Below are 19,530 nucleotides of genomic sequence, written 5' to 3' on the forward strand. Positions count from 1 at the left end.
CACATGTTCGGTGCCGCTACTGGCAGTTTCCCGAGGCCTTCCGGCGGCCTTCGAGAGACTCAGTCGTAGGTCGCCTCGACCAGCCAGCGACCGCCCTCGAGGGCGAGCAGGTGGGCGCGACCGTCGGCGGTGATCACCTGCCAGCGCGCCCGGCGCCGGGGCGCGGCCGTCCACCAGTGCTCGTCGACGGGCCACGGGCCGGCCCAGGCGGTGATGTCGGCCCACGGCCCACCGTCGATCGACAAGCGCGCGGGGTCGGCGCTCGCGCTCCCCCGGCCGGTGACGGTGACGGCGGCGCCGATCGTGTCGACCACCTCGGCCGAGGGTGGCGCGCGATGGACGGTGGCCGGCGCAGGTGACGGGACGTGCCCGGGCCACACCGGACGCTCGTCGGTCGCGGTCTCCGGATTCGGAGGTAGAGGGCGCACGTCGCCCCATGGAACCAGGTGCACGCGCTCGGCCGGTCCTCTTCCTCCACCGACGACCGCGGTCACCACCGCATCGGGGCCGAGCATCCCTTGCAGGCGGACGAGGGCGCGGCCCGCCCGTTCGGTCGCGGCGCGGTCGCCGCCCCAGAAGCCGAGCTGGCGGCCGTCGTCCTCGTGGACCTCGTCGGGCACGAGGCGCAGGAGCGTGATGCCGGCGGTGACGGCACCGGGCGTGGCCAGCCAGCCGTCGAGCTGCCAGCGCACCCGCTCGGCGAGCATGGCCGCGGTGAGGGTGCCGTCGTGCCGCCACAGGCGGGCCAGGTGCTCGCCGTGCTCGGTCTCGACTTCGATGCGCACGCGCGAGCACGCGAGCCCCCGCCGGGCCAGGCCTGCGTGCAACGCATCGGCCATGGCCTTGGCCGCGAAGGCGGCGACGTCGACCCGGTCGGCCGGGGGGTCGAGCTCGGTGCTCACCTGCAGGTCGGGTGGTGGACGGCGTCCCGCCACCGGCCGCTCGTCGAGCCCCGAGGCCAGGCGGTGGGCGCGCAGGCCGTCGGGCCCGAAGCGACCCACGACCGCGGCGACGGGTAGCGCGGCCAGGTCGCCCAGGGTCGCCACACCGAGGCGGCGCAGGAGGTCGGTGAGGTCGGGCTGCTGCAGCACGCGCGCCGGAAGCGGCGCGAGGAAGGCGGCGCTCTCGCCCGGGGGGACGACGAGGTCGCGTCGCGCCGCCTGCTCGGCCGCGAAGCCCCCGTCGGCCACACCGACGCGACACGACCGGCCGACGACCGAAGCCACGCGCGCGGCGAGGGCCGCGTCGCCGCCGAAGTAGCGCGACGGGCCCCGCGTGGCGAACGCGCACACGCCGGGGCGCACGATCTCGACGCCCGGGCAGAAGGCCTCGACCGCGACCACCACCGGCTCGAAGGCGCGCGCGTCGCGCGCCGGGTCGTGCTCCACGACGACCAACCCCGGGCAACGGCTCTGGGCCTGGCGCCGGCGTTGGTCTCGCCCCACCCCGTCGGCGCGCGCCGCGGCCGAGCAGGCCACCACCCGGTTGGCGAACATGACGGCCACCGGTGTCGACGCAGTGAAGCCCGCGGCGGTGACCGGCCAGTCGGGACACCACACCACCAACGTACGCACCTGATCACCCCGTCGCGACGAGACCGGCGAGACCGGTGTCGTCGCGGTTGGAAGGCGCGTCCGCGAGCGTCACCTCGCCGCCGGGGCCGGGGAGCCACAACCGGGCCCGCCGTTCGCGCGACGCGGCCCCGCGGCCGCGCGCCACCACCTCCACCTGTCGGGCCGTCAACCGGCCATGGCCACGGCCCAGGCCCGTCCACGCGCCCCCCGTCAGCGCCAGGTGCAGGTCGACCGGCTCCGCGCCGAGGCGGCGCGACCCGAGCACCACCAGCACGCCGTCGCGCTCGCGCGCCCGGGCGGTGAGGCGGCGGGCGTGCGGGGCACGCACCTTGGGCGGCGGCACCGCGAGCACGATGTCGAGGTCGTCGAGCAACGCGGCCACCACGACCGGCCAGCGCTCGGTTCCAGGCTCGGGCACGAGAGCCAGGCGCTCGAGCGCCACCCCCAGCCCGGCCGCCGCTTCCACTCCCAGCGACGGCAGGCCCACGACCGCGCCCCACGATCCCGCGGCCGAGGGCCCGGCCAGCAGGGCCATGCCGAGGGTGACCGAACCGGTGACGGCGACCGTGGACCCACGGCGCAGACCGTCGTCGGGCAGCAGCGACGCCAGTGCGGGCAACACCGGGAGGCAACGGTCGCGGGCCAGGGTGAGCGGACGGGTCCGCCCCACGACCTCACGCAGCGCTGCTTCTCCCGAGCCCTCCTGCGGAAGGGCAACCTCCCCTCCCGCAGCAACCTCCACTGCCGCAACCTCCACTGCCTCCGCCCGCGTCACCCCTCGAGCGTATCGAACACCTGTTCGCCCCTCAACCCGGAGTGGTTACGAACACGCCCCGCTCCACTACCTCAGCTGCGTGCTACGGCTCCGCCGGCGCGACGCCCTCCGAGTAATAGATGAAGAGGTTCTCGACCACGTCCTTCAGACCGTCCGACGAGTGCCCCTCTTCCAGGTCGACCGTGACGACGTTGGAGTAGACGTGCACGCCCTCCACGCCGCCGTGGTCGAAGAGCCGCCGCGCCAGCTCGTCGACCGGACGAACGCCGGTCGCGGCCGCGCGCGAGCGGTAGCGCTCGTGGCCCATGCCGGTGAGGCTGCGGTTCAGCTCGAAGCGCACCACCCCGGGCCGCGTGGTACGGGTCTCGGTGACAGTGATGGGCTGGCCCATGGCGAGAGGGACGTTAGTGCCTAGGTATCCTCGCCCTGATGCTGGAGCAGTCGCGGCCGGTGCCGGTGCGCACGATCCTGGCCGTCATCGGCCTCGTGCTCGCCACGGCCGTCGCCCTGTGGCTGTTCGTGCGACTGGCCCGGATCGAGTCGATCCTGGTCGTGGCCGCCTTCTTCGCCGTCGTGCTCAATCCCGTCGTGGAGCTGGTGCAGCGATTCCTCCACCTGCGGCGCGGGTTCGCCGTCGCCATCGTCTTCATCGTCGTCTTCGGCCTGCTCGGCGCCATGCTCTACGCGTTCATCAGCCCGCTCGTGCACCAGGGCCAGAAGTTCGCCGACGACTACCCCCGGCTCGTGCGCGAGGCGAAGGCGGGCAAGGGCCCCGTCGGCGGCCTCGTCAAGCGCTACAAGCTCGACGACAAGCTCGACGAGAACCGGAAGAAGATCAACGAGCAGTTCGGCAAGATCGGCGGCGGCGCGTTCAACGTGGCGAAGAGCGTGGCCGCCGCGGTCGCGGTTGCGATCACCGTCATCGTGCTCGCGCTGCTCATGATCCTCTACGGGCCCGACATGCTGAAAGGGGCCCTGGGCGTCCTGTCACCACCACGACGAAGGCGCGTCGAGGCCGTGCTCCATGACTGCTCCCGCGCGCTCACCGGCTACGTCTTCGGCAACTTCCTGATCAGCATCATCGCAGGCGGCGCGACCTTCGTCGCGTTGTTGATACTCGACGTGCCGTTCCGCGGTGTGCTCGCGCTCTGGGTCGGCTTCGCCGACCTCATCCCCTTGGTCGGCGCCACGCTCGGCGCGGTCCCAGCGGTCCTGGTGGCGTTCCTGAGCTCGACGACGGATGGCATCGCGGTGCTGATCTTCTTCATCGCGTACCAGCAGTTCGAGAACCATGTGCTGCAGGTGCAGATCATGGCGCGGACGGTCCAGATCAACCAGCTCATCGTGCTCGTGAGCGTCCTGGTCGGAGTGGAGCTGTTCGGCCTGCTCGGCGCGCTCCTCGCCATCCCCGCGGCCGGAGTGATCCAGGTGATTGCACGCGACCTGTGGGACAACCGGCGCAACCGTCCCAAGGACGAGCCGACGATCGGCGCGGACGAGATCCCGGTCTCGCAGGCGACCGACGTCGAGGCGGAAGAACTGCACGACGACGTCACCGGCGACCACGACGACGTCACCGGTGACGTCGGTGACGTCGGTGACGAGCCCCCGCCACCCACCCAGCCGACGTCGCCCGTGCAGACGACCTGATGCCTTCCGAGCAGGTCGAGGTCGCGGGCCACATCATCGACTCGCTCATCCTGGCCAAGCTGCTCGATGTGGTGCTGGACGCGGGCGCCGACTACCGCCTGGTCGAGGTGGAGATCGGCAAGACCAACGCCGACCCGAGCCGGGCCCGGCTCGAGATCTCCGCCGCGGACGACGCCGCCCTGGCCTCGGTGCTGGCGGAGCTGCAGGTGCACGGCGCGAACCGGGTGAGCAGCACCGACGTCGAGCTGGTGCCGTGCATGGTCGACGGCGTGCTCCCGGCCGGCTTCTACGCCACCACGAACCTGCCCACCCAGGTGCGGGTCGACCGTCGCTGGCTCGATGTCGAGAACCCCGAGATGGACTGCGGGCTGGTCGTGCTCGACGATTCGGTCGTGCGCACGGTGCCCATGCACAGCGTGCGGATGGGCGATCGGGTGGTCGTGGGCAACGGGGGCGTGCGCGTACATCCCCTCGAGCGGCCACGCGGGCCGAGCCCCTTCGAGTTCATGGCGTCGGAGGTCTCGTCCGAGAAACCCAAGGACCTGCTCGTCGCGCAGGTGGCCCAGCGCATACGGGACGCGCGCGACACGGGAGGACGGGTGCTCGTCGTGTGCGGGCCCGCCGTCATCCACACCGGCGCCGGGCCCTACCTGGCCCGCCTCGTGCGCGAAGGCGTGGTCGACGTGCTCTTCGCGGGCAACGGCTTCGCCGCCCACGACATCGAGGCGAACGTGCTCGGCACGTCGCTCGGGGTCAACCTCACGGAAGGGAGAGCCACCGAGCACGGTCACAGCAACCACCTGCGTGTGATCAACGAGGTGCGCCGGCGGGGATCGATCGCCAACGCGGTCGCCGACGGCTTCCTGCGCTCGGGCGTGATGTACGAATGCGTTCTGCGGGGCGTGCCGTTCGTGCTCGGAGGCTCGGTGCGTGACGACGGTCCCCTGCCCGACGTGCACGCCGATGTCGTGGCGGCCGCCGACGCCATGCGGGCCCACGTGCCCGGCGTCACGGTCGCGCTCATGCTGGCCTCGACCCTGCACGCCATCGCGACCGGCAACCTGCTTCCCGCCGGCGTCGAGACGTACTGCGTCGACATCAACCAGGCCGTCGTCACCAAGCTCGCCGACCGCGGCAGCCATCAGGCCCTGGGCATCGTGACCGACGTCGGCCTCTTCCTCCGCAACCTCGTCGAGCACCTGCTGCCGTGACCGAAGTCGAGCGCGCTCCGCTCGGGTGGGGCCGGCGCTACCTGATGTGCCCGCCCGAGCACTTCGACGTGCTCTACGAGATCAACCCGTGGATGCACCGCGACGTCAAGGTCGACCTCGAGCGGGCACGCGACCAGTGGCAGCGCCTGTTCGACGCGCTCCGCGCTGCAGGCGCGGACGTCGAGGTGATGGAGCCCCACCCGAACCTGCCCGACCTCGTGTTCACCGCCAACGCGGGCATCGTAAACGGCGACCAGTTCGTGCCCAGCCGCTTCCGCCATCCCGAGCGCCAGGCGGAGGTGCCGTACGACGTCGAGTGGTTCGAGAAGCAAGGGTTCGTCGTCGACCCGCTGCCCGAAGGCGTCTCCTTCGAGGGTGCCGGCGACGCGTTGCCCTTCGGTCGGATCCTGCTCGCGGGCTACCGCTTCCGCAGTGACGCGGGCTCGCACGCCTACCTCTCCACGCTCACCGGGGCGGCCGTGCGCTCGGTGGAGCTGGTCGACGCGCGGCTCTATCACCTCGACCTCACCTTCTGTCCCCTCGACGACCGGCGCGCGATCGTCGCGCCGGATGCGTGGGACTCCTACGGGCGCAAGGTCGTCGAGGCGCTCGTACCCGAGCCGCTCGCGCTGGGGCTCGACGATGCGCTGACCTTCTGCGCCAACTCGGTCGTCGTCGGCACCCAGGTGATCATGCCCAGCTGCCCGCCGCAGGTCGGGCGTCGCCTCGAGGCGTGGGGCTTCGACGTCGAGGTGTCGCCGGTCGACGAGTTCCTGAAGGCGGGGGGCGGCTGTCGCTGCCTGACGCTCGCGCTCGACGTCGCGCTCTGAGCGCCAGTCGACACGGGTTCCTCCGACAGCAAGGGCTACGCTCGCGGCCGCACGGGAGGAACCGTCGACCCCGGGGGTTGAGGTGCAGTCACTGCGAGCACGCACGACCAACTGTCTCATCGCGACTGCAGCCGTGGTCGCGCTCGTGGGCTGTGGCTCCGACTCCAAGTCGAGCGCGCCCAAGGCGACCGGCGGCACGACGAGCTCGAACGGCGCGGGTCCGGTGCAGAACGCCTGTCCCATCGAAGGCTGCAAGGTCAAGATCGACAAGGTCGAGCGAGCCGGCTCCGAGTTGAAGGTGACATGGACCGCGAACTACAAGCCCGACTTCTCGCGCAACCACATCCACGTGTACTGGGACACCTATACCGCCGACGAGGTGAGCAACGACGCGGACGCGCGTGGCGTGAAGCAGGGCTCGTGGCATCCGACCGACGAGTACCCCGTGTACACGACGGGAAGTGAGGCGTCGGTGAAACGGCGCGGCGCGTCGACACGTCTCTGCGTCACCGCGGGCGATCGCAACCACGACGTCATCGACTCCAAGCTCTTCCAGTGCTTCGACGTGAAAGACCTGCTCTGAGCGGGATGAGGCGGGGGTGAGGTGCCCTTCCCCGACCAGATCGGACGGTACGAGTACCGGGGCACCATCGGTGTAGGCGGTTTTGCCTCTGTCGCGCGGTGCTACGACGGCGCGCTCGACTCGCTCGTGGCGGTGAAGGTGCTGGCCGAGACCTGGGCCGTCGACCCCGAGATCCGGGCCCGGTTCGTGCAGGAGGCGAAGCTCCTGCGGCGCATCCACAACGAGCACGTCGTCACGGTCCACGACTCGGGGGAGCTCGACGACGGCCGCCCCTACTTCGTCATGGACTACGCCGACGGAGGCACGCTCGACGATCGACTGGGCTTCACGCCCCCGGGCCGGCCCATCGACGCGAAGACGACGCGGCGCGTGGTGCTGGCGCTCACCGACGGGCTGGCCGCGTTGCACCGGGCGGGCATCGTCCACCGTGACGTCAAGCCGGGGAACCTCCTGCTCCAGACCGTGAACCGCGCGCCGGCCGGGCCCGAACCGGCGACCGAGGTCCGGACCTCGTTGATCGATGCGGGTGAACGGGTCCTGATCGGCGACCTGGGGCTCGCGAAGGACCTCATCGCCACGCCGTCCGGGGCCACCATCATCGGTGGCACCCAGGGCTTCCAACCCCCCGAGCAGCGCGAGCCCGACGCAGCGATCTCGCCGGCGGCCGACGTGTACGCGGCGACCGCGGTCGTGTGGCGCCTCCTGCACGGCTCGCGCCCGCCCGATCAGCACGACGTCGCCCGGTCGCTCACCGACGTGGCGGCGCCGTGGCGGGAGATCTTCGAGCAGGGCTTCGCACGCGACCCCGACGAGCGGTTCTCCTCCGTCGAGGCCTGGCGCGACGCGATGCTGTCCGCCCTCGACACCGTCGAGCACCCGTCGCGCTCGAGCCGGACGAGCTCGCACCGAGGCGCCACCGGAGCCCTCCCCTGCCCGTACAAGGGACTGGCCGCGTTCGAGCCGGAGGACGTCGACTACTTCTTCGGCCGCGAGGCCCTCGTCGACCAGCTCGTGCGCCGGCTCCGGCGCGACTCGGTGCTCGTGGTCGGCGGTCCGTCGGGGAGCGGCAAGTCGTCGCTCGTCCGTGCCGGTCTCGTCCCCGTGGTCGCGGATGGCGCGCTTCCGGGCGGGGAGGCATGGCGGGTGGCGCTCTTCACCCCGGGGCCACGACCGCTCGGCGAGCTCCACTATCAACTGACCCGCGAGAGCAGCGGCGCGGTCCCGACGCTCGACGCGCTGCGCGCCAATCCCGCGCTCGCCCGGCACGCCTCGGCCACGAGCGAGCCCTTCCTCCTCTGCATCGACCAGTTCGAGGAGCTGTTCACGCTCTGCGACGACACGGAGGAGCAGGCGGCGTTCGTCGAGGCGCTCGCCGCCCACCTCGACCCGGCCGACAGCCGATCGCGTGCCGTGCTCGTGATCCGCGCCGACTTCTACGGCGCGTGCGCCGCGTTCCCGTGGCTGACCCGCCGGATCACCGAGAACCAGGTGCTTGTCGGGCCGATGGACCGCTCCGAGCTCCGCCGCGCCATCGAGCAGCCGGCGCGCCGCGCCGGGCTCTCGATCGATGCGGGGTTGACCGAGGCGGTGCTCGACGAGGCCGGCGGGGAGACCGGCTCGCTGCCGCTCGTCGCGCATGCGCTGATGGAGACGTGGACGCGACGACGGCACAACACGCTGACGCTCGACGGGTTCCGCGCCGCGGGCGGCGTGGCCGGAGCCATCGCCAAGAGCGCGGACACGATCTACGACGACCAGCTCGACGATGCGCAGCGCCGGGCCACGCGCCGGCTGCTCCTCCGGCTGGTCACTCCCGGGGAGGACAACCCCGACACCAGACGTCGCATGTCGCTGGCCGAGCTCGACCGCGACGAGGACGCCGACCTGCTGCGCGACGTCGTCTCGCGGCTCACGGCGGCGCGCCTGCTCACGGTCGACGACGCGAGCGTTGCGATCGCCCACGAGGCGTTGATCCGCACGTGGCCGCGCTTTCGCGCGTGGATCGACGAGGACCGCGAGAACCTGCTCGTGCGGCAGCGCATCAGCCGGGCTGCCGCGGAGTGGGACAGCCAGGGGCACGACCCCGACCTGCTGTACCGGGGCACCCCGCTCGCGATCGCGACTGAATGGGCGGCCGACAACCGACTCGAGCTCAACCGCCTCGAGCAGGACTTCCTCGACACCGCCGTCGCGGCGCGCGATGCCGCGCACCGCGCCGCAGAGCAGCACGAGGTCCGCCGGCGGCGGGCGCGGCGCGGCGTGATCGTGTCGCTCGCCCTCCTCACTGTCGCGGCGGTGGCGTCGGCGTCGCTCGCCTTCGCCTCGCTGCGGCGGACACGTGCGAGTGAGCACCGCGCCAACGAGCGCTTCGGCGCCGGGCTGGCCGCCTCCGGAGAGCGGCTCGTCGACGCCGACCCCTACCTCGCGATGATGCTCGCGGTGGAGAGCGGCGCCCGTACGCGCACACCGACCCTCGACAGCCGACGACTGCTGACCGGCAGCCGGGCCGCGCTCGCGAACGCCGCGATCGTGCCCGTCGGAAGCCCCTCCCGCGGGCCGTCTCGTCGCCACGGGAGAGCGCAGTGGCCGGATTCGTCTCTGGGACCTGGCCTCACGCCGGCCCCGAGCCGTGCTCACCGGCCACACCAAGGGCATCGAGCGTCTCGCGTTCAGCCCCGACGGCTCGCTCCTCGCCTCCGCCGGAGGTGACGGCCTCGTGCGGCTCTGGGCGGTGCGCGGCCACGAGACGATCCCCCGCGAGGGGACCACCCTCGATCGCGTCGACGTGGCGTGGGACGTGGCGTTCAGCCCCGACGGCTCACGCGTGGCCGTCGCCACCGAGAAGGGCGTGATCGCGGTGTACGACGTCGACGCCGCCCGCCCGCTCGGGCCCCCGCTGGTGACGCGCTCCGTCGACTTCCTGAGCGTGGCCTTCAGCCCGGACGGCGAGACGATCGTCGCCGGTGACGGTCGCGGTGAGTTGGCGGGATGGAACGCACGCACCGGCGAGCCACGGTTCGGCCCCATCGACGTGCACAACGGCAACGACATCTGGGAGGTCGCCTTCGCCCCCGACGGCGCCACGGTCGCGACGTCGAGCGCCGATGGAACCTCGGGCCTCTTCGACGCTCGCACCGGCGCGACGGTCGCGGGCCCGCGGCCGTTCACGAGCGCGAGCGGGCAACCGCCTCTGAGCGTCCGCGGCGTGACGTTCGGACCCGACGGCCGATGGATGGTCGCGGGCGCGGGTGACGGGAAGGTGCGTCTCTGGAGCACCGAGTCCGGTCAAGTCACCGCCACCACGCAGGTCGGCCATCGCGGCGCGGTGATCGGTACCGCGCTCTCCCGCGACGGTTCCAAGCTCGTGACCCTCGGCATCGATCAGACGCTCCGGGCGTGGGACGTCGGCCGGCGCACGCCCATCTCGCGCACACTCGTCGCCGAGCCGTCGAAGCTCCTCGCGCTGGCCGTGAGCCGGGACGGGTTGCACGCCGTGACAGGTGACGACAAGGGATCGGTCCGGCTCTGGAATCTGCGCACCCGCACGGCGATCCGCGTCGCGGATGGTCGAGCCGCGGTCCGCAGCGTCGCGCTCAGCGCCGACGGGTCACGCATCGCGAGCGGCGACGTCGACGGGGTGATACGGCTCTGGCGCAGCAACGGCACTCCCGTCGGGAGGATGGTGCGCCTCGACGGCGCGGTCGCCAGCCTCGCCTTCGGGCCCCACGACGACTGGCTCGTGTCCGGCGGCGACGACAGGACGGTCCGTTTCTGGACGCCCGACGGCCGCCCCGACGGCGAGCCGCTCGGCCCCCACGACGGTGGCGTGGCTCGAGTGGCGGTCAGTCCCGACGGCAAGCTGGTGGCGGCCGCCTCCGGGAGCGGCGTTGTGCGCGTATGGGAGACGCGGCCGCACCGGTTGCGAAGGGACATCGCCGCCGACGACAACACGATCTGGGGCGTCGCGTTCAACGCCGACAGCTCGAGGCTGGCGACCGCGAGCGACGACGAGCGCGCCGTGATCTGGGATGTCGCGAGCGGCCGCAAGGTCGCGGAGCTGACCGGCCTCGCCGGCGGCGCCAGCGACGTTCGGTTCAGCCCCGACGGGCGCACGCTGCTCACCGCCACCCGCAAAGGGCAGCTCCGACTGTGGGACGTCGACACCGCGCAGGTGCTCGGCGACCCCCTGGACGGCCACGCGGGTGCACCGGTGTGGAACGTCGCCTGGCTTCCCGGCCAGCAGTTCCTGAGCGCGGGCGAGGACGGCAGGCTCCGTCGCTGGGACGTGCTGAGCGTCGGTCGCGCGTGTGCGTTGGCCCGGCCCGCGTTCGACGCCGAGGCCAGGCGGCACTACCTCGGCGCCGACGGCCGGCTCGCGGCCTGCGTCCGGTAGCGCCGCCTACGCTCCCCGCGTGCCCCCCGTGGTCATCGAGGTCCGCCAGCCGGGGACGAGCTCGCTCTGGCTGGTGCTCCGCGAGCGCCTCGTGATGGGTCGCGACTGCGACGGCCTCGTGCTGCGCGACCCGCAGGTCTCCCGCGCCCACCTGGCCCTCGACGTGGACGAGGGCGGCGTGACCGTCACCGACCTCGGTAGCACGAACGGGACCCTCTTGAACGGCATGCGCCTGACCGATCCGGCGCGGGTGGAGCCGGGTGACACGATCGCGGCGGGCGGCACGACCGTCCGCGTCAGCCTGTGGGGCGTCGAGCCCGAGCGGCGCCGCGTCACCGGCATGACTCCGGTGACGGTGCTGGCCGACGAGATCTCCAGCGAGGGCGTCGACCGCGCGCCTCTCGTGAGCAGCGAGGGCACCGTCACCATCATGTTCAGTGACATCGAGTCGTCGGCCGAGATCACGGCCCGGCTCGGCGATCAGGCGTGGCTGGCCGTGCTGCGGGAGCACGACCGGATCATCCGCGACGCGGTGCGCCGGCACGGCGGCCGGATCGTGAAGTCGCAGGGCGACGGGTTCATGGCCTCCTTCAAGAGCGCGCGCGCGGCCGTGCTCGCCGCAATGGCGATCCAGCAGGGCACACGGGCACACGGCGAGGCGCATCCCGACGAGAAGGTGCGCGTGCGCCTCGGCATCCACACCGGCGAGGCGATCAGCGCGAGCGACGGCGACCTCTTCGGCCGGCACGTGGTGCTGGCCGCGCGGATCGCCGACGCTGCCCTCGGGGGCGAGATCCTGGTGTCGTCGCTCGTTCGCGAGATCTCGCGGGGGCGCGGCGACCTGGTCTTCGGCCCCGCTCGACCGGTGCAGCTCAAGGGGCTGGGCGAGCACGTCGTGCACGACGTGGCCTGGGCGCAGGACCCGTCTCGCGACACCGGGGACTGAGCCGGCGAACTCGGGCCGGGCGTTGTCGCGCTACCGGCTCGAGTCGGCGAAAGGATGGAGACGGTGGTACGTGGCCAGCGCGAGCGTCACGTGCTTGGCCGCCCAGTAGACCGTGCTCACCACGACGAACGTGAGCGCGGTCAGCGCGATGGCGCGGGGCGACCCGAGGCCCGCCAGCGAGTGGATGAAGCGGTCGGGGCGCACGACGATGTCCCAGCTGTTGAGGCGCTCCACCCGCCCGAGGTAGACACCGGCTGCGCAGACGGCGTGGACCGCCACCTCCGCCGGCACCGTGGCCCAGCCTCGTCCTCGCGCTTCGAGCCAGCGGGTGAGCAGCACGACGGACACGACGTAGCTCTCGACACCGACGAGGAAGAACAGCCCGTACTGCGCGATGAAGGCGAGGGCCACCGACAGGCGGTCCGCGCCCTGCACGTCGGGCACGAAGTGGACGACGTCGGTGAGCACGTAGGGCGCGTTGGGGAGCAGGATCAGGAAACCTGCCAACCCCGCCCACCAGGCGACGGTGGGACGGCGGCCGTCGCGGAAGAGCACGACCGCGAGCAGCAGCGGCACGAGCGCGAGGGTGAGGTTCCAGGCCATCCAGAACCCGTTGGCGCGCAGGGCGGCCCAGATCAGCGTCAGAAGAGACCGCATGGACACTCGAGTGTAGGAGGCTGCACGACGTGAGCTACATCGGCCTGAACTACATCGGTGGGCAGTGGGTGCCGGCGCGCGCCGGCCGCACCCTGGAGGACCGCAACCCGGCCGACTTCACCGATCTCCTGGGTGAGGTGGCCCGGAGCGACGCCGACGACGTGGCGGCGGCAGTGGCCGCGGCCAAGGGCGCGTACGCCGACTGGAAGGCGACGCCGATGCCTCGGCGGGGCGACCATCTCCTGCGCATCGGCCTCGCGCTGGAGCGCGAGAAGGACGCGCTCGCCCGGCTGATGACACGCGAGATGGGCAAGACGCTCAAGGAGGCCCGTGGCGACGTGCAGGAGGGCATCGACTTCGCCTTCTTCATGGCCGGTCAGTCACGTGCTCCGGTCGGCGACACGGTGCCGTCGGAGCTGCCGCGCAAGGTCTCGCTGACCCTGCGCCATCCGATCGGGATCGTCGGGCTCATCACGCCGTGGAACTTCCCGATCGCGATCCCGACGTGGAAGCTGTGGCCGGCGCTGCTCGCCGGCAACTGCGTCATCCTGAAAGCGGCGGAGGAGACACCCCTGTGCGCGCAGCGGCTGGTGGAGCTCGTCGAAGAGGCGGGTGTCCCCTCCGGTGTCGTGAACCTCGTCCAGGGCACCGGCGAGGAGGCGGGCGCCGCGCTGGTAGCCCATCCCGACGTGCGCGCCATCTCCTTCACCGGGTCGTTGGAGACGGGAAAGGTGATCGCGGTCGAGTGCGGGCGCCAGATGAAGCGCTACTCGATGGAGCTGGGCGCCAAGAACGTCACCATCGTGATGCCCGACGCGGACCTCGACCTGGCCGTCGAGGGCATCGCGTGGGGCGCGTTCGCCACGAGCGGCCAGCGGTGCACCGCGACGTCACGGATCGTCAGCCTCCACCCCCGGCTCACCGACGCGCTGGTCGAGAAGGTTCACACCTACAAGGTGGGGCCGGGCTCCGACGAGACCGTCGACCTCGCGCCGCTCATCAGCCGCACGCAGCGCGACCGGGTGCTCGAGTACGTGCGGGTGGGCGTCGAGGACGACGGTGCCCGGCTGCTCACGGGCGGTCACGTGCTCGACACGGGCGAGCTGGCCAACGGCAACTACATCGCCCCCGCCGTGTTCAGCGACGCGACGCCCGGCATGCGCATCGCCCAAGAGGAGATCTTCGGGCCCGTCACCGCGGTCATCCCGGCGACCGACCTCGACGAGGCGATCGCGGCCGCCAACGCCACCCAGTTCGGGCTCTCCGCGTCGATCTACACGAACGACATGACCGCGGCGATGCGCGCGGTGACCGAGCTCGAGTTCGGCATCGTCTACGTCAACGCGCCCACGATCGGTGCCGAGGTGCAGCTGCCGTTCGGCGGCATGAAGTCGACGGGCAACGGCTTCCGCGAGGCGGGTCCGCACGCGCTCGACGAGTTCAGCGAGTGGAAGGCGGTGTCGATCGACTTCAGCCACCGGCTCCAGAAGGCGCAGTTCCAGCCGGGCGAGTGACGGAGCGGTGCGTCAGGCGGCTTTCACCACTTGTTGACGCTGCCGTTGATCGATCAGGGGCGGGAGGGGCGACAAGCCTCCGACGGGAAGCTCCACCGTGACCTGCGACGAGTGCGGGTGGTCGCGGCTCGGGTGATCGGACTGTCGTCCGTGCGGTGCGGAGAACTGCGGGTCGGAGGGCCGAGCCGTCCCGCCCGTCTGGTCGAGCGCGTCGGGGCTTCCGGGTTGCGCGGAGCCTGCAGCGGTCGAAGCCACAGTCGACGTTGACGGACGGGGATCGGAGCTCGACCGTGCGTTGGGCGGAGCGGCCGGGCGCGAACGCATCGATGCGCTCGAACCGCGGCGAGGCCGTGCCGCAGGGCCCGCGGCAAGCGCCCGGGGAGTGTCGGCGAGCACCGAGCAATCGCTCTGGAGACCCTGGGTGGGCGAGAGCGGTGCGAACCAGGGCGCCAAGAACACCTTCGCCGAGGTGTGGTTCGTCCAACAACGCGCAGCAACCCCCGGCGCGGGCGCCGCGGCCGCGTGCTCGACACCGACACCCGGCGAGCCCGGCTCGAGGACGAACAGCGGAACCGCGCGGGCCGCGAGACAGCCGAAGGCACCGAGCACCAGGGCCGCGACACCGCACCGGAGGGCCAGCGCAGCCGGACCCGAACGCCACCTACCCCGGCCGAGCGCGAGAGTCGAGCCGGCGGATACCGGTGTCACCGCCACGGCACCCTCCTGCCTCCCTCGTGGTTGCGTCGGGTCGCGACGAAGCTCACATGATCCTCCTGGTTGGCGACGACACCGTAGCGCCGCGGCGTCACGATGACTGCGATGGCGGGTCGGGCCTGCGTGGTCCCTCGTGCTGCGCCGTGAGCGCCCTGGGTACGATCCGCGGGTGCTCCCAGACGACGGCGTGCTCGCCATCGACGGCGGGAGACCGGTGCGGACCCAGCCTCTCGACTTCGCCAAGGGCGCCGCGTTGCTCGGGCAGGCCGAAGCCGACGCGGTCACCGCGGTGGTCGCCGGCCGGGCGCTCTTTCGCTATACGCGAGGGCCGACGGCAGGCGCGGTAGCCGGCTTCGAGCGCGCGACGTGCGACGCACTCGGCACTCGGTACGCGGTCGCGGTCGCGAACGGAACTGCCGCGCTGCGGTGCGCGCTCGCGGCGCTGGGGGTGGGATGCGGCGACGAGGTCGTCGTCCCCGCGTTCACGTTCATCGCGACCGTGAACGCGGTCATCGCGGCCGGGGCCGTGCCGGTGTTCGCGGAGGTCGACGACACGCTCGGACTCGATTGCACCGACCTCGCCACCCATGTGACCGACCGGACGGCCGCGATCATCGCGGTGCACCTCGAGAACGTCGCGTGCGACCTCGACGGAGTGCTCGAGGTCGCGGCCCGCCACGGTGTGCCCGTGATCGAGGACGCGGCCCAGGCGATCGGCGCGACCTACCGCGGCCGTGCCGCCGGTACCTTCGGCGCGCTGGGCGCGTTCTCCCTCCAACAGGAGAAGAACATCACGGCCGGCGAGGGCGGGATCGTGGTCACCGACGACGAGACGCTGTACCTCCGTGCCACCCGCTATCAGGACCAGGGCGGCCAGTTCGTCACCAGCTATGCGAGCGGGCGAGGCGACGAGCTCACCGAGCCGTATGCCGGCGAGAACCTGCGGATGGGCGAGCTGGCGGGAGCCGTGGCACGCGTCCAGCTGGAGCGGTTACCGGCGATCCTCGCCGCGCTGGGCGCGAGCAAGGGCCGAATTCTCGAGCGCGTCGGTGAGGTCGCCGGCCTGGTGCGCCGCCGGCGGCCCGATCCTGACGGCGACGGGTCATCGAGCATCACCTGGTTCGTGCCCGAGGCGTCCACCGCCAAGCGCTTCGCGGCCGCCCTGCGCGCGGAGGGTGTGCCGAGCGCGCAGATGTACGGGGCCCGGCCGGTGTACTTGAACCCGGCGGTGATCGACCAGCGAACGGCGTCGGGCAAGGGTGGACCGTGGGCTTGTGCCGAGCACCCGACCGACCGCACCTACGGCGAGGGCTTGTGCCCGCGCACCGAGGCGCTCGTCGCCCGCTCGGTGATCGTCCCGATCGGAGTCGGGTACACCGATCGCGACTGCGACGACGTCGCCGCAGCCGTGCGCAAGGTCGCCCGGGGTCTGCTGCGGTGACGGTGCGCTTCGCAGTCGTCGGTTGCGGGACGGCAGCGAACCACATCCACCTCCCCGGGCTCCGAGCGGCAGGGGCAGCCGTGACCGCGTTCGCGAGCCGGTCGCGCGCATCGGCGGAGGTGACGCGCGACCAATGGGGCAGCGGCACCGTCGTCGACCACTGGGAGGACGCCGTGACGCGCGACGACGTCGATGCGGTCGTCGTGGCGACACCCAACGTGCTGCACTGCGACGTGGCGGTGGCAGCCGCCCGCGCGGGCAAGCACGTGATCGTCGACAAGCCGATGGCACGCACGGTCGTGGAGGCCGACGAGATGATCGCCGCAGCCGCCGCGACCGGCGTCGTGCTCGTGCCGTTCCAGAACGCGCGCTTCGTCGCACCGTTCGCAGCCGCGCGGGCGGTCGTCGCCGAGGGTCGGTTGGGCTCGGTGACCGGCGTGCGCGCCGCGTTCGGGCACGCGGGCCCCCAGGCCTGGGCGCCCCGTGCCGCCTGGTTCTTCGATCGCAGCCAGGCCGGCGGCGGGTGCCTCATCGACCTCGGCGTGCACATCGTCGACGTCATCCGCCACGTGGCGGCCGACGACATCGTCGAGGTCGCGGCGTTCCTCAACGGCCCCGCCGGCGGCGTCGAGCTCGATGCCCAGCTCCTCGTGCGGCTCGGCGGCGGCGCCATCGGGAGCGTGCACGCCAGCTGGACGTCGAGGCCGGGCCCCGACCAACAGCTCACGGTCGTCGGCACCCAGGGCACGCTCCACCTCGACACGCACACGCCGCTCACGTTCCTGCCGCTCGAGGGCGAGCGCGAGCGCGTCGCGCTTCCCGAGACGACCGGCTCGCCCCTCGAGGAGCTCCTCGCGGCCATGCGCGGCGATCGCCAGCCGACGGTCACCGCGGAGGACGGACGCGCCGCCGTCGCAGTGGTGGAGGCGGCATACCACGCGGCCGCCGACGGCTGCACGGCGGCGGTCGCGTGACCGTGGCGGGGTTGGAGGCCGGCTTCGGCACGGCGGTGATCACGCCTCCGACGCCCGTGCAGCTCGCGGGCTTCATCGAGAACCAACCCGCCACCGAGGTGCACGACGACCTCGAGGCGCGCGCGCTGTTCCTGAGCGGGGAGTCCGGCTCGGTCTGCCTCCTCGTCTGCGATCTGCTCGGGATGTCGGCCGGGTTCGCCGGACCGATCCGCGAGGGTGTCGCGGCTGCGCTCGGCCTCGAGCGGGCCGCGGTCCTCACGTCATGCGTGCACACCCACGCGGGCCCGAGCACGATCGCGGGGAGCGAGCAACTCGGCTGGGTCACGCCCGAGGGATATCGAGACCTGCTCGTCGAGCGTTGCGTCGTCGCGGCCCGCGACGCGGCCGCCGGCTCCGCGCCCGCCGTGCTGCGCATGGGCCGATGGCCGCTCCCTGACGCGCTCTCGGTGAACCGAAGGGGACTGCCCTACGAGCCGACGTTCGCGGTGCTCGACGTGCTCGACTCCCACGACGTGCGGCTCGGCACGCTGGCCAACGTCGCGATCCACCCCGTCGCGTTGGGTCCCGAATGCCTGGCGGTGTCGAGCGACTGGGTGGGCCCGTTCCGCGACGCGCTCGAGCGCCGGATCGGCGGGACGGCGGTGCTGCTGCCGGGCGCGCTCGGCGACGTCAACCCCCACCACGTGCACCGCCAGGACAACGACTGCCGGCGCGACGGCTTCGCCGAGGCGGAACAGCTGGGACGAGATGTCGCCGCGGGCATGGAGGAAGTGCTCGGCGAGGCCCAACCGGTCGAAGCGGCCGGACCCTCGGTCGTGCGTCATCGCACGGTCGAGGTGACCTTGGGTTCGACGCTGCTCACCGGCGGCCGGACCGGCCGCCGCGTCCCGGTCGAGCTGCTCGAGTGGACGGTCGGCCCCGTGCGGCTGGTGTCGTTGCCGGGCGAGGCGTTCCACGCGCTCGGCCGCGCGGTCGAGACCCGGGTCGACCGCGAGGGCGCGCGCGTGCTACTCGCCGGCCTCGCCCCCGAATGGCACGGCTACCTGCCGTCGCCGTTCACCGAGGGTTACGAGGAGTCGATGAGCTACGGCCCCGAGGCGGTCGCGGCCATCGCTCACGCCCTCTCTCGTTGAGTGGCCGGCGGCGTGGCCGCGTGGCCGACACGGGGGGTCAGCACCACCAGGCCCGTTCCGGCTAGCGCACTTGTCCGCCGTGGCCGGGCTGCGACAACGGAGACGTGGTGAGCGATCGCGCTCGCCAACCTGACCGCCGCCCTCCCGCCCGCGCCGCGGCCCGTACCCAACCTGCGGTCGTGCTCCGCAGCGAGTGAAGGAACGATCGGGGCCGCGGCTATCGATGTTGCACGAGCGGTTGGAGCACCGTCACGTTGTGCTCGATGGATTGACCGCAATCCAGCACCACGTCGACATCGGCCGGCGGCGTCCACGTGCGTCTCGTCTCCGCCACGTGATCCCAAATGAGCTCGTACCAGCCGGGAATCCCCCGCGTGCGGCCTTCGACGCGTGACCGGTGGAGCTCGGGATCGTCGCACGTTGTCAGCACGACGAGGCATTCGGCGCCGTGCTCTCGTGCCAGGGCCCTCGTCGTGGTCACCTCGTCGCTCCGCGCCAGGCCATCGAGGACGACGGACATGCTCCGCGGCAGCTGGGCGCGGCTGAGCTGCCACATCACCGCCCATCCCACCGCGCGGTACGTCTGGCGATCGAGGGCCTCCAGCGTCTCTTGGACGCGCTCGAACGGCGTCAATGACGCCATGACCCAGTCCCACGCGAGGACGGGCGCGTCGAGTACGTCCGCGCACCGCGCCGCGATGGTCGACTTCCCGGTCCCCTGGAGACCGGTCACGAGCACGAGCACCGTCACAGCAGCACGGCCGTCGGCGCTACTCGACCTCCTCCGGTTGATCCAAGGATCGCTCACGCGCGCATGATGCCCGATGAGTGCAAGCGCGCGTCGCCCCGGTCGCCGCTCGCGCGACCCCGACCTCACGCCCGGCCGGCCTCACGTTCGGGGCGGCGCTCGACCACCGCGTTCGACCGGCTCTCCCTCCGCGGCGGTGGTGCCCGGTGGTGTCAGGCGGTAGCACCCGGGCCCGCCCACCAAGCCCCAGCCCTTGGTCTTGAGCAGGTGGTGCCACCCGCACATGCGCCCCAGCCCGTCGAGGGAGGTGGTGTGGCACTGCGCGTAGGGCACCCGGTGGTCGCGCTCCAGGCGCCAGTCGACGTCGCAGCCGGTGACGACGCAGTG

Annotated in this window: 16 protein-coding genes; 11 read left to right on the forward strand and 5 right to left on the reverse strand. The window is 72.3% G+C overall.

Annotated features, from left to right (window positions below):
• Window positions 1–59 precede the first annotated feature (59 nt).
• The 3 genes from E6G06_10795 to E6G06_10805 all read right to left on the reverse strand — a co-directional run bounded on the left by E6G06_10795 (window position 60) and on the right by E6G06_10805 (window position 2,740).
• Window positions 60–1,496: a DNA polymerase Y family protein gene (locus tag E6G06_10795; protein ID TML91242.1), complete on the reverse strand. Its 1,437-nt coding sequence runs from the start codon at window positions 1,494–1,496 to the stop codon at window positions 60–62.
• A gap of 82 nt (window positions 1,497–1,578) precedes the next feature.
• Window positions 1,579–2,349 (reverse strand): hypothetical protein, encoded by a 771-nt coding sequence (locus E6G06_10800; protein TML91220.1) that lies wholly within the window; start codon window positions 2,347–2,349, stop codon window positions 1,579–1,581.
• Window positions 2,350–2,431: 82 nt separating this feature from the next.
• Entirely contained in the window at window positions 2,432–2,740 is a 309-nt protein-coding gene (locus tag E6G06_10805; protein ID TML91221.1) for a hypothetical protein, read from the reverse strand.
• Between the two features lie 38 nt (window positions 2,741–2,778).
• Here E6G06_10805 and E6G06_10810 point away from each other — a divergent pair, with 38 nt between their 5' ends.
• The 7 genes from E6G06_10810 (at window position 2,779) to E6G06_10840 (ending at window position 11,962) form a co-directional block, all read left to right on the forward strand.
• Entirely contained in the window at window positions 2,779–3,999 is a 1,221-nt protein-coding gene (locus tag E6G06_10810) for an AI-2E family transporter (protein ID TML91222.1), read from the forward strand.
• Window positions 3,999–5,210, forward strand: coding sequence for a TIGR00300 family protein (locus E6G06_10815; protein TML91223.1), 1,212 nt, complete (start codon window positions 3,999–4,001; stop codon window positions 5,208–5,210). The genes E6G06_10810 and E6G06_10815 overlap by 1 nt, the downstream gene beginning before the upstream one ends.
• A complete protein-coding gene (locus E6G06_10820; GenBank protein TML91224.1) occupies window positions 5,207–6,040 on the forward strand; it encodes an amidinotransferase in 834 nt (277 codons plus the stop codon). Before E6G06_10815 ends, E6G06_10820 begins: the two co-directional genes overlap by 4 nt.
• An 82-nt stretch (window positions 6,041–6,122) precedes the next feature.
• Entirely contained in the window at window positions 6,123–6,623 is a 501-nt protein-coding gene (locus E6G06_10825) for a hypothetical protein (GenBank protein TML91225.1), read from the forward strand.
• Between the two features lie 21 nt (window positions 6,624–6,644).
• Window positions 6,645–9,332, forward strand: a complete 2,688-nt coding sequence (locus tag E6G06_10830) for a serine/threonine protein kinase (GenBank protein ID TML91226.1) — start codon at window positions 6,645–6,647, stop codon at window positions 9,330–9,332.
• Window positions 9,253–11,016, forward strand: a complete 1,764-nt coding sequence (locus E6G06_10835; protein ID TML91227.1) for a hypothetical protein — start codon at window positions 9,253–9,255, stop codon at window positions 11,014–11,016. Before E6G06_10830 ends, E6G06_10835 begins: the two co-directional genes overlap by 80 nt.
• 19 nt (window positions 11,017–11,035) lie before the next feature.
• Window positions 11,036–11,962 carry an FHA domain-containing protein gene (locus tag E6G06_10840; protein ID TML91228.1) on the forward strand — a complete coding sequence of 309 codons (927 nt, stop codon included), beginning with the start codon at window positions 11,036–11,038 and terminating at the stop codon, window positions 11,960–11,962.
• A gap of 30 nt (window positions 11,963–11,992) precedes the next feature.
• On the opposite strand, the gene E6G06_10845 is transcribed toward E6G06_10840, so the two are convergent.
• Entirely contained in the window at window positions 11,993–12,619 is a 627-nt protein-coding gene (locus E6G06_10845) for a DUF1361 domain-containing protein (GenBank protein TML91229.1), read from the reverse strand.
• Window positions 12,620–12,648: 29 nt separating this feature from the next.
• Here E6G06_10845 and E6G06_10850 point away from each other — a divergent pair, with 29 nt between their 5' ends.
• From E6G06_10850 to E6G06_10865, 4 genes are all read left to right on the forward strand, one after another.
• Window positions 12,649–14,133: an aldehyde dehydrogenase family protein gene (locus E6G06_10850; GenBank protein ID TML91230.1), complete on the forward strand. Its 1,485-nt coding sequence runs from the start codon at window positions 12,649–12,651 to the stop codon at window positions 14,131–14,133.
• An 814-nt stretch (window positions 14,134–14,947) separates the two neighbouring features.
• Window positions 14,948–16,288: a DegT/DnrJ/EryC1/StrS family aminotransferase gene (locus E6G06_10855; protein ID TML91231.1), complete on the forward strand. Its 1,341-nt coding sequence runs from the start codon at window positions 14,948–14,950 to the stop codon at window positions 16,286–16,288.
• Window positions 16,162–17,262, forward strand: a complete 1,101-nt coding sequence (locus tag E6G06_10860) for a Gfo/Idh/MocA family oxidoreductase (protein TML91232.1) — start codon at window positions 16,162–16,164, stop codon at window positions 17,260–17,262. Before E6G06_10855 ends, E6G06_10860 begins: the two co-directional genes overlap by 127 nt.
• Window positions 17,263–17,273: 11 nt before the next feature.
• A complete protein-coding gene (locus tag E6G06_10865; protein TML91233.1) occupies window positions 17,274–18,395 on the forward strand; it encodes a hypothetical protein in 1,122 nt (373 codons plus the stop codon).
• 217 nt (window positions 18,396–18,612) lie between these two features.
• On the opposite strand, the gene E6G06_10870 is transcribed toward E6G06_10865, so the two are convergent.
• Window positions 18,613–19,272, reverse strand: a complete 660-nt coding sequence (locus tag E6G06_10870; GenBank protein ID TML91234.1) for a hypothetical protein — start codon at window positions 19,270–19,272, stop codon at window positions 18,613–18,615.
• Window positions 19,273–19,530: the final 258 nt, after the last annotated feature.

This window comes from Actinomycetota bacterium, assembly GCA_005888325.1.
Lineage (GTDB): Bacteria > Actinomycetota > Acidimicrobiia > Acidimicrobiales > AC-14 > AC-14.

Excerpts from the sequence above, each read along its gene's own strand:
- E6G06_10795 (TML91242.1), bottom strand. The coding sequence starts at position 1,496 with ATGTTCGCCAACCGGGTGGTGGCCTGCTCGGCCGCGGCGCGCGCCGAC.
- E6G06_10805 (TML91221.1), bottom strand. The coding sequence starts at position 2,740 with ATGGGCCAGCCCATCACTGTCACCGAGACCCGTACCACGCGGCCCGGG.
- E6G06_10810 (TML91222.1), top strand. The coding sequence starts at position 2,779 with ATGCTGGAGCAGTCGCGGCCGGTGCCGGTGCGCACGATCCTGGCCGTC.
- E6G06_10815 (TML91223.1), top strand. The coding sequence starts at position 3,999 with ATGCCTTCCGAGCAGGTCGAGGTCGCGGGCCACATCATCGACTCGCTC.
- E6G06_10845 (TML91229.1), bottom strand. The coding sequence starts at position 12,619 with ATGCGGTCTCTTCTGACGCTGATCTGGGCCGCCCTGCGCGCCAACGGG.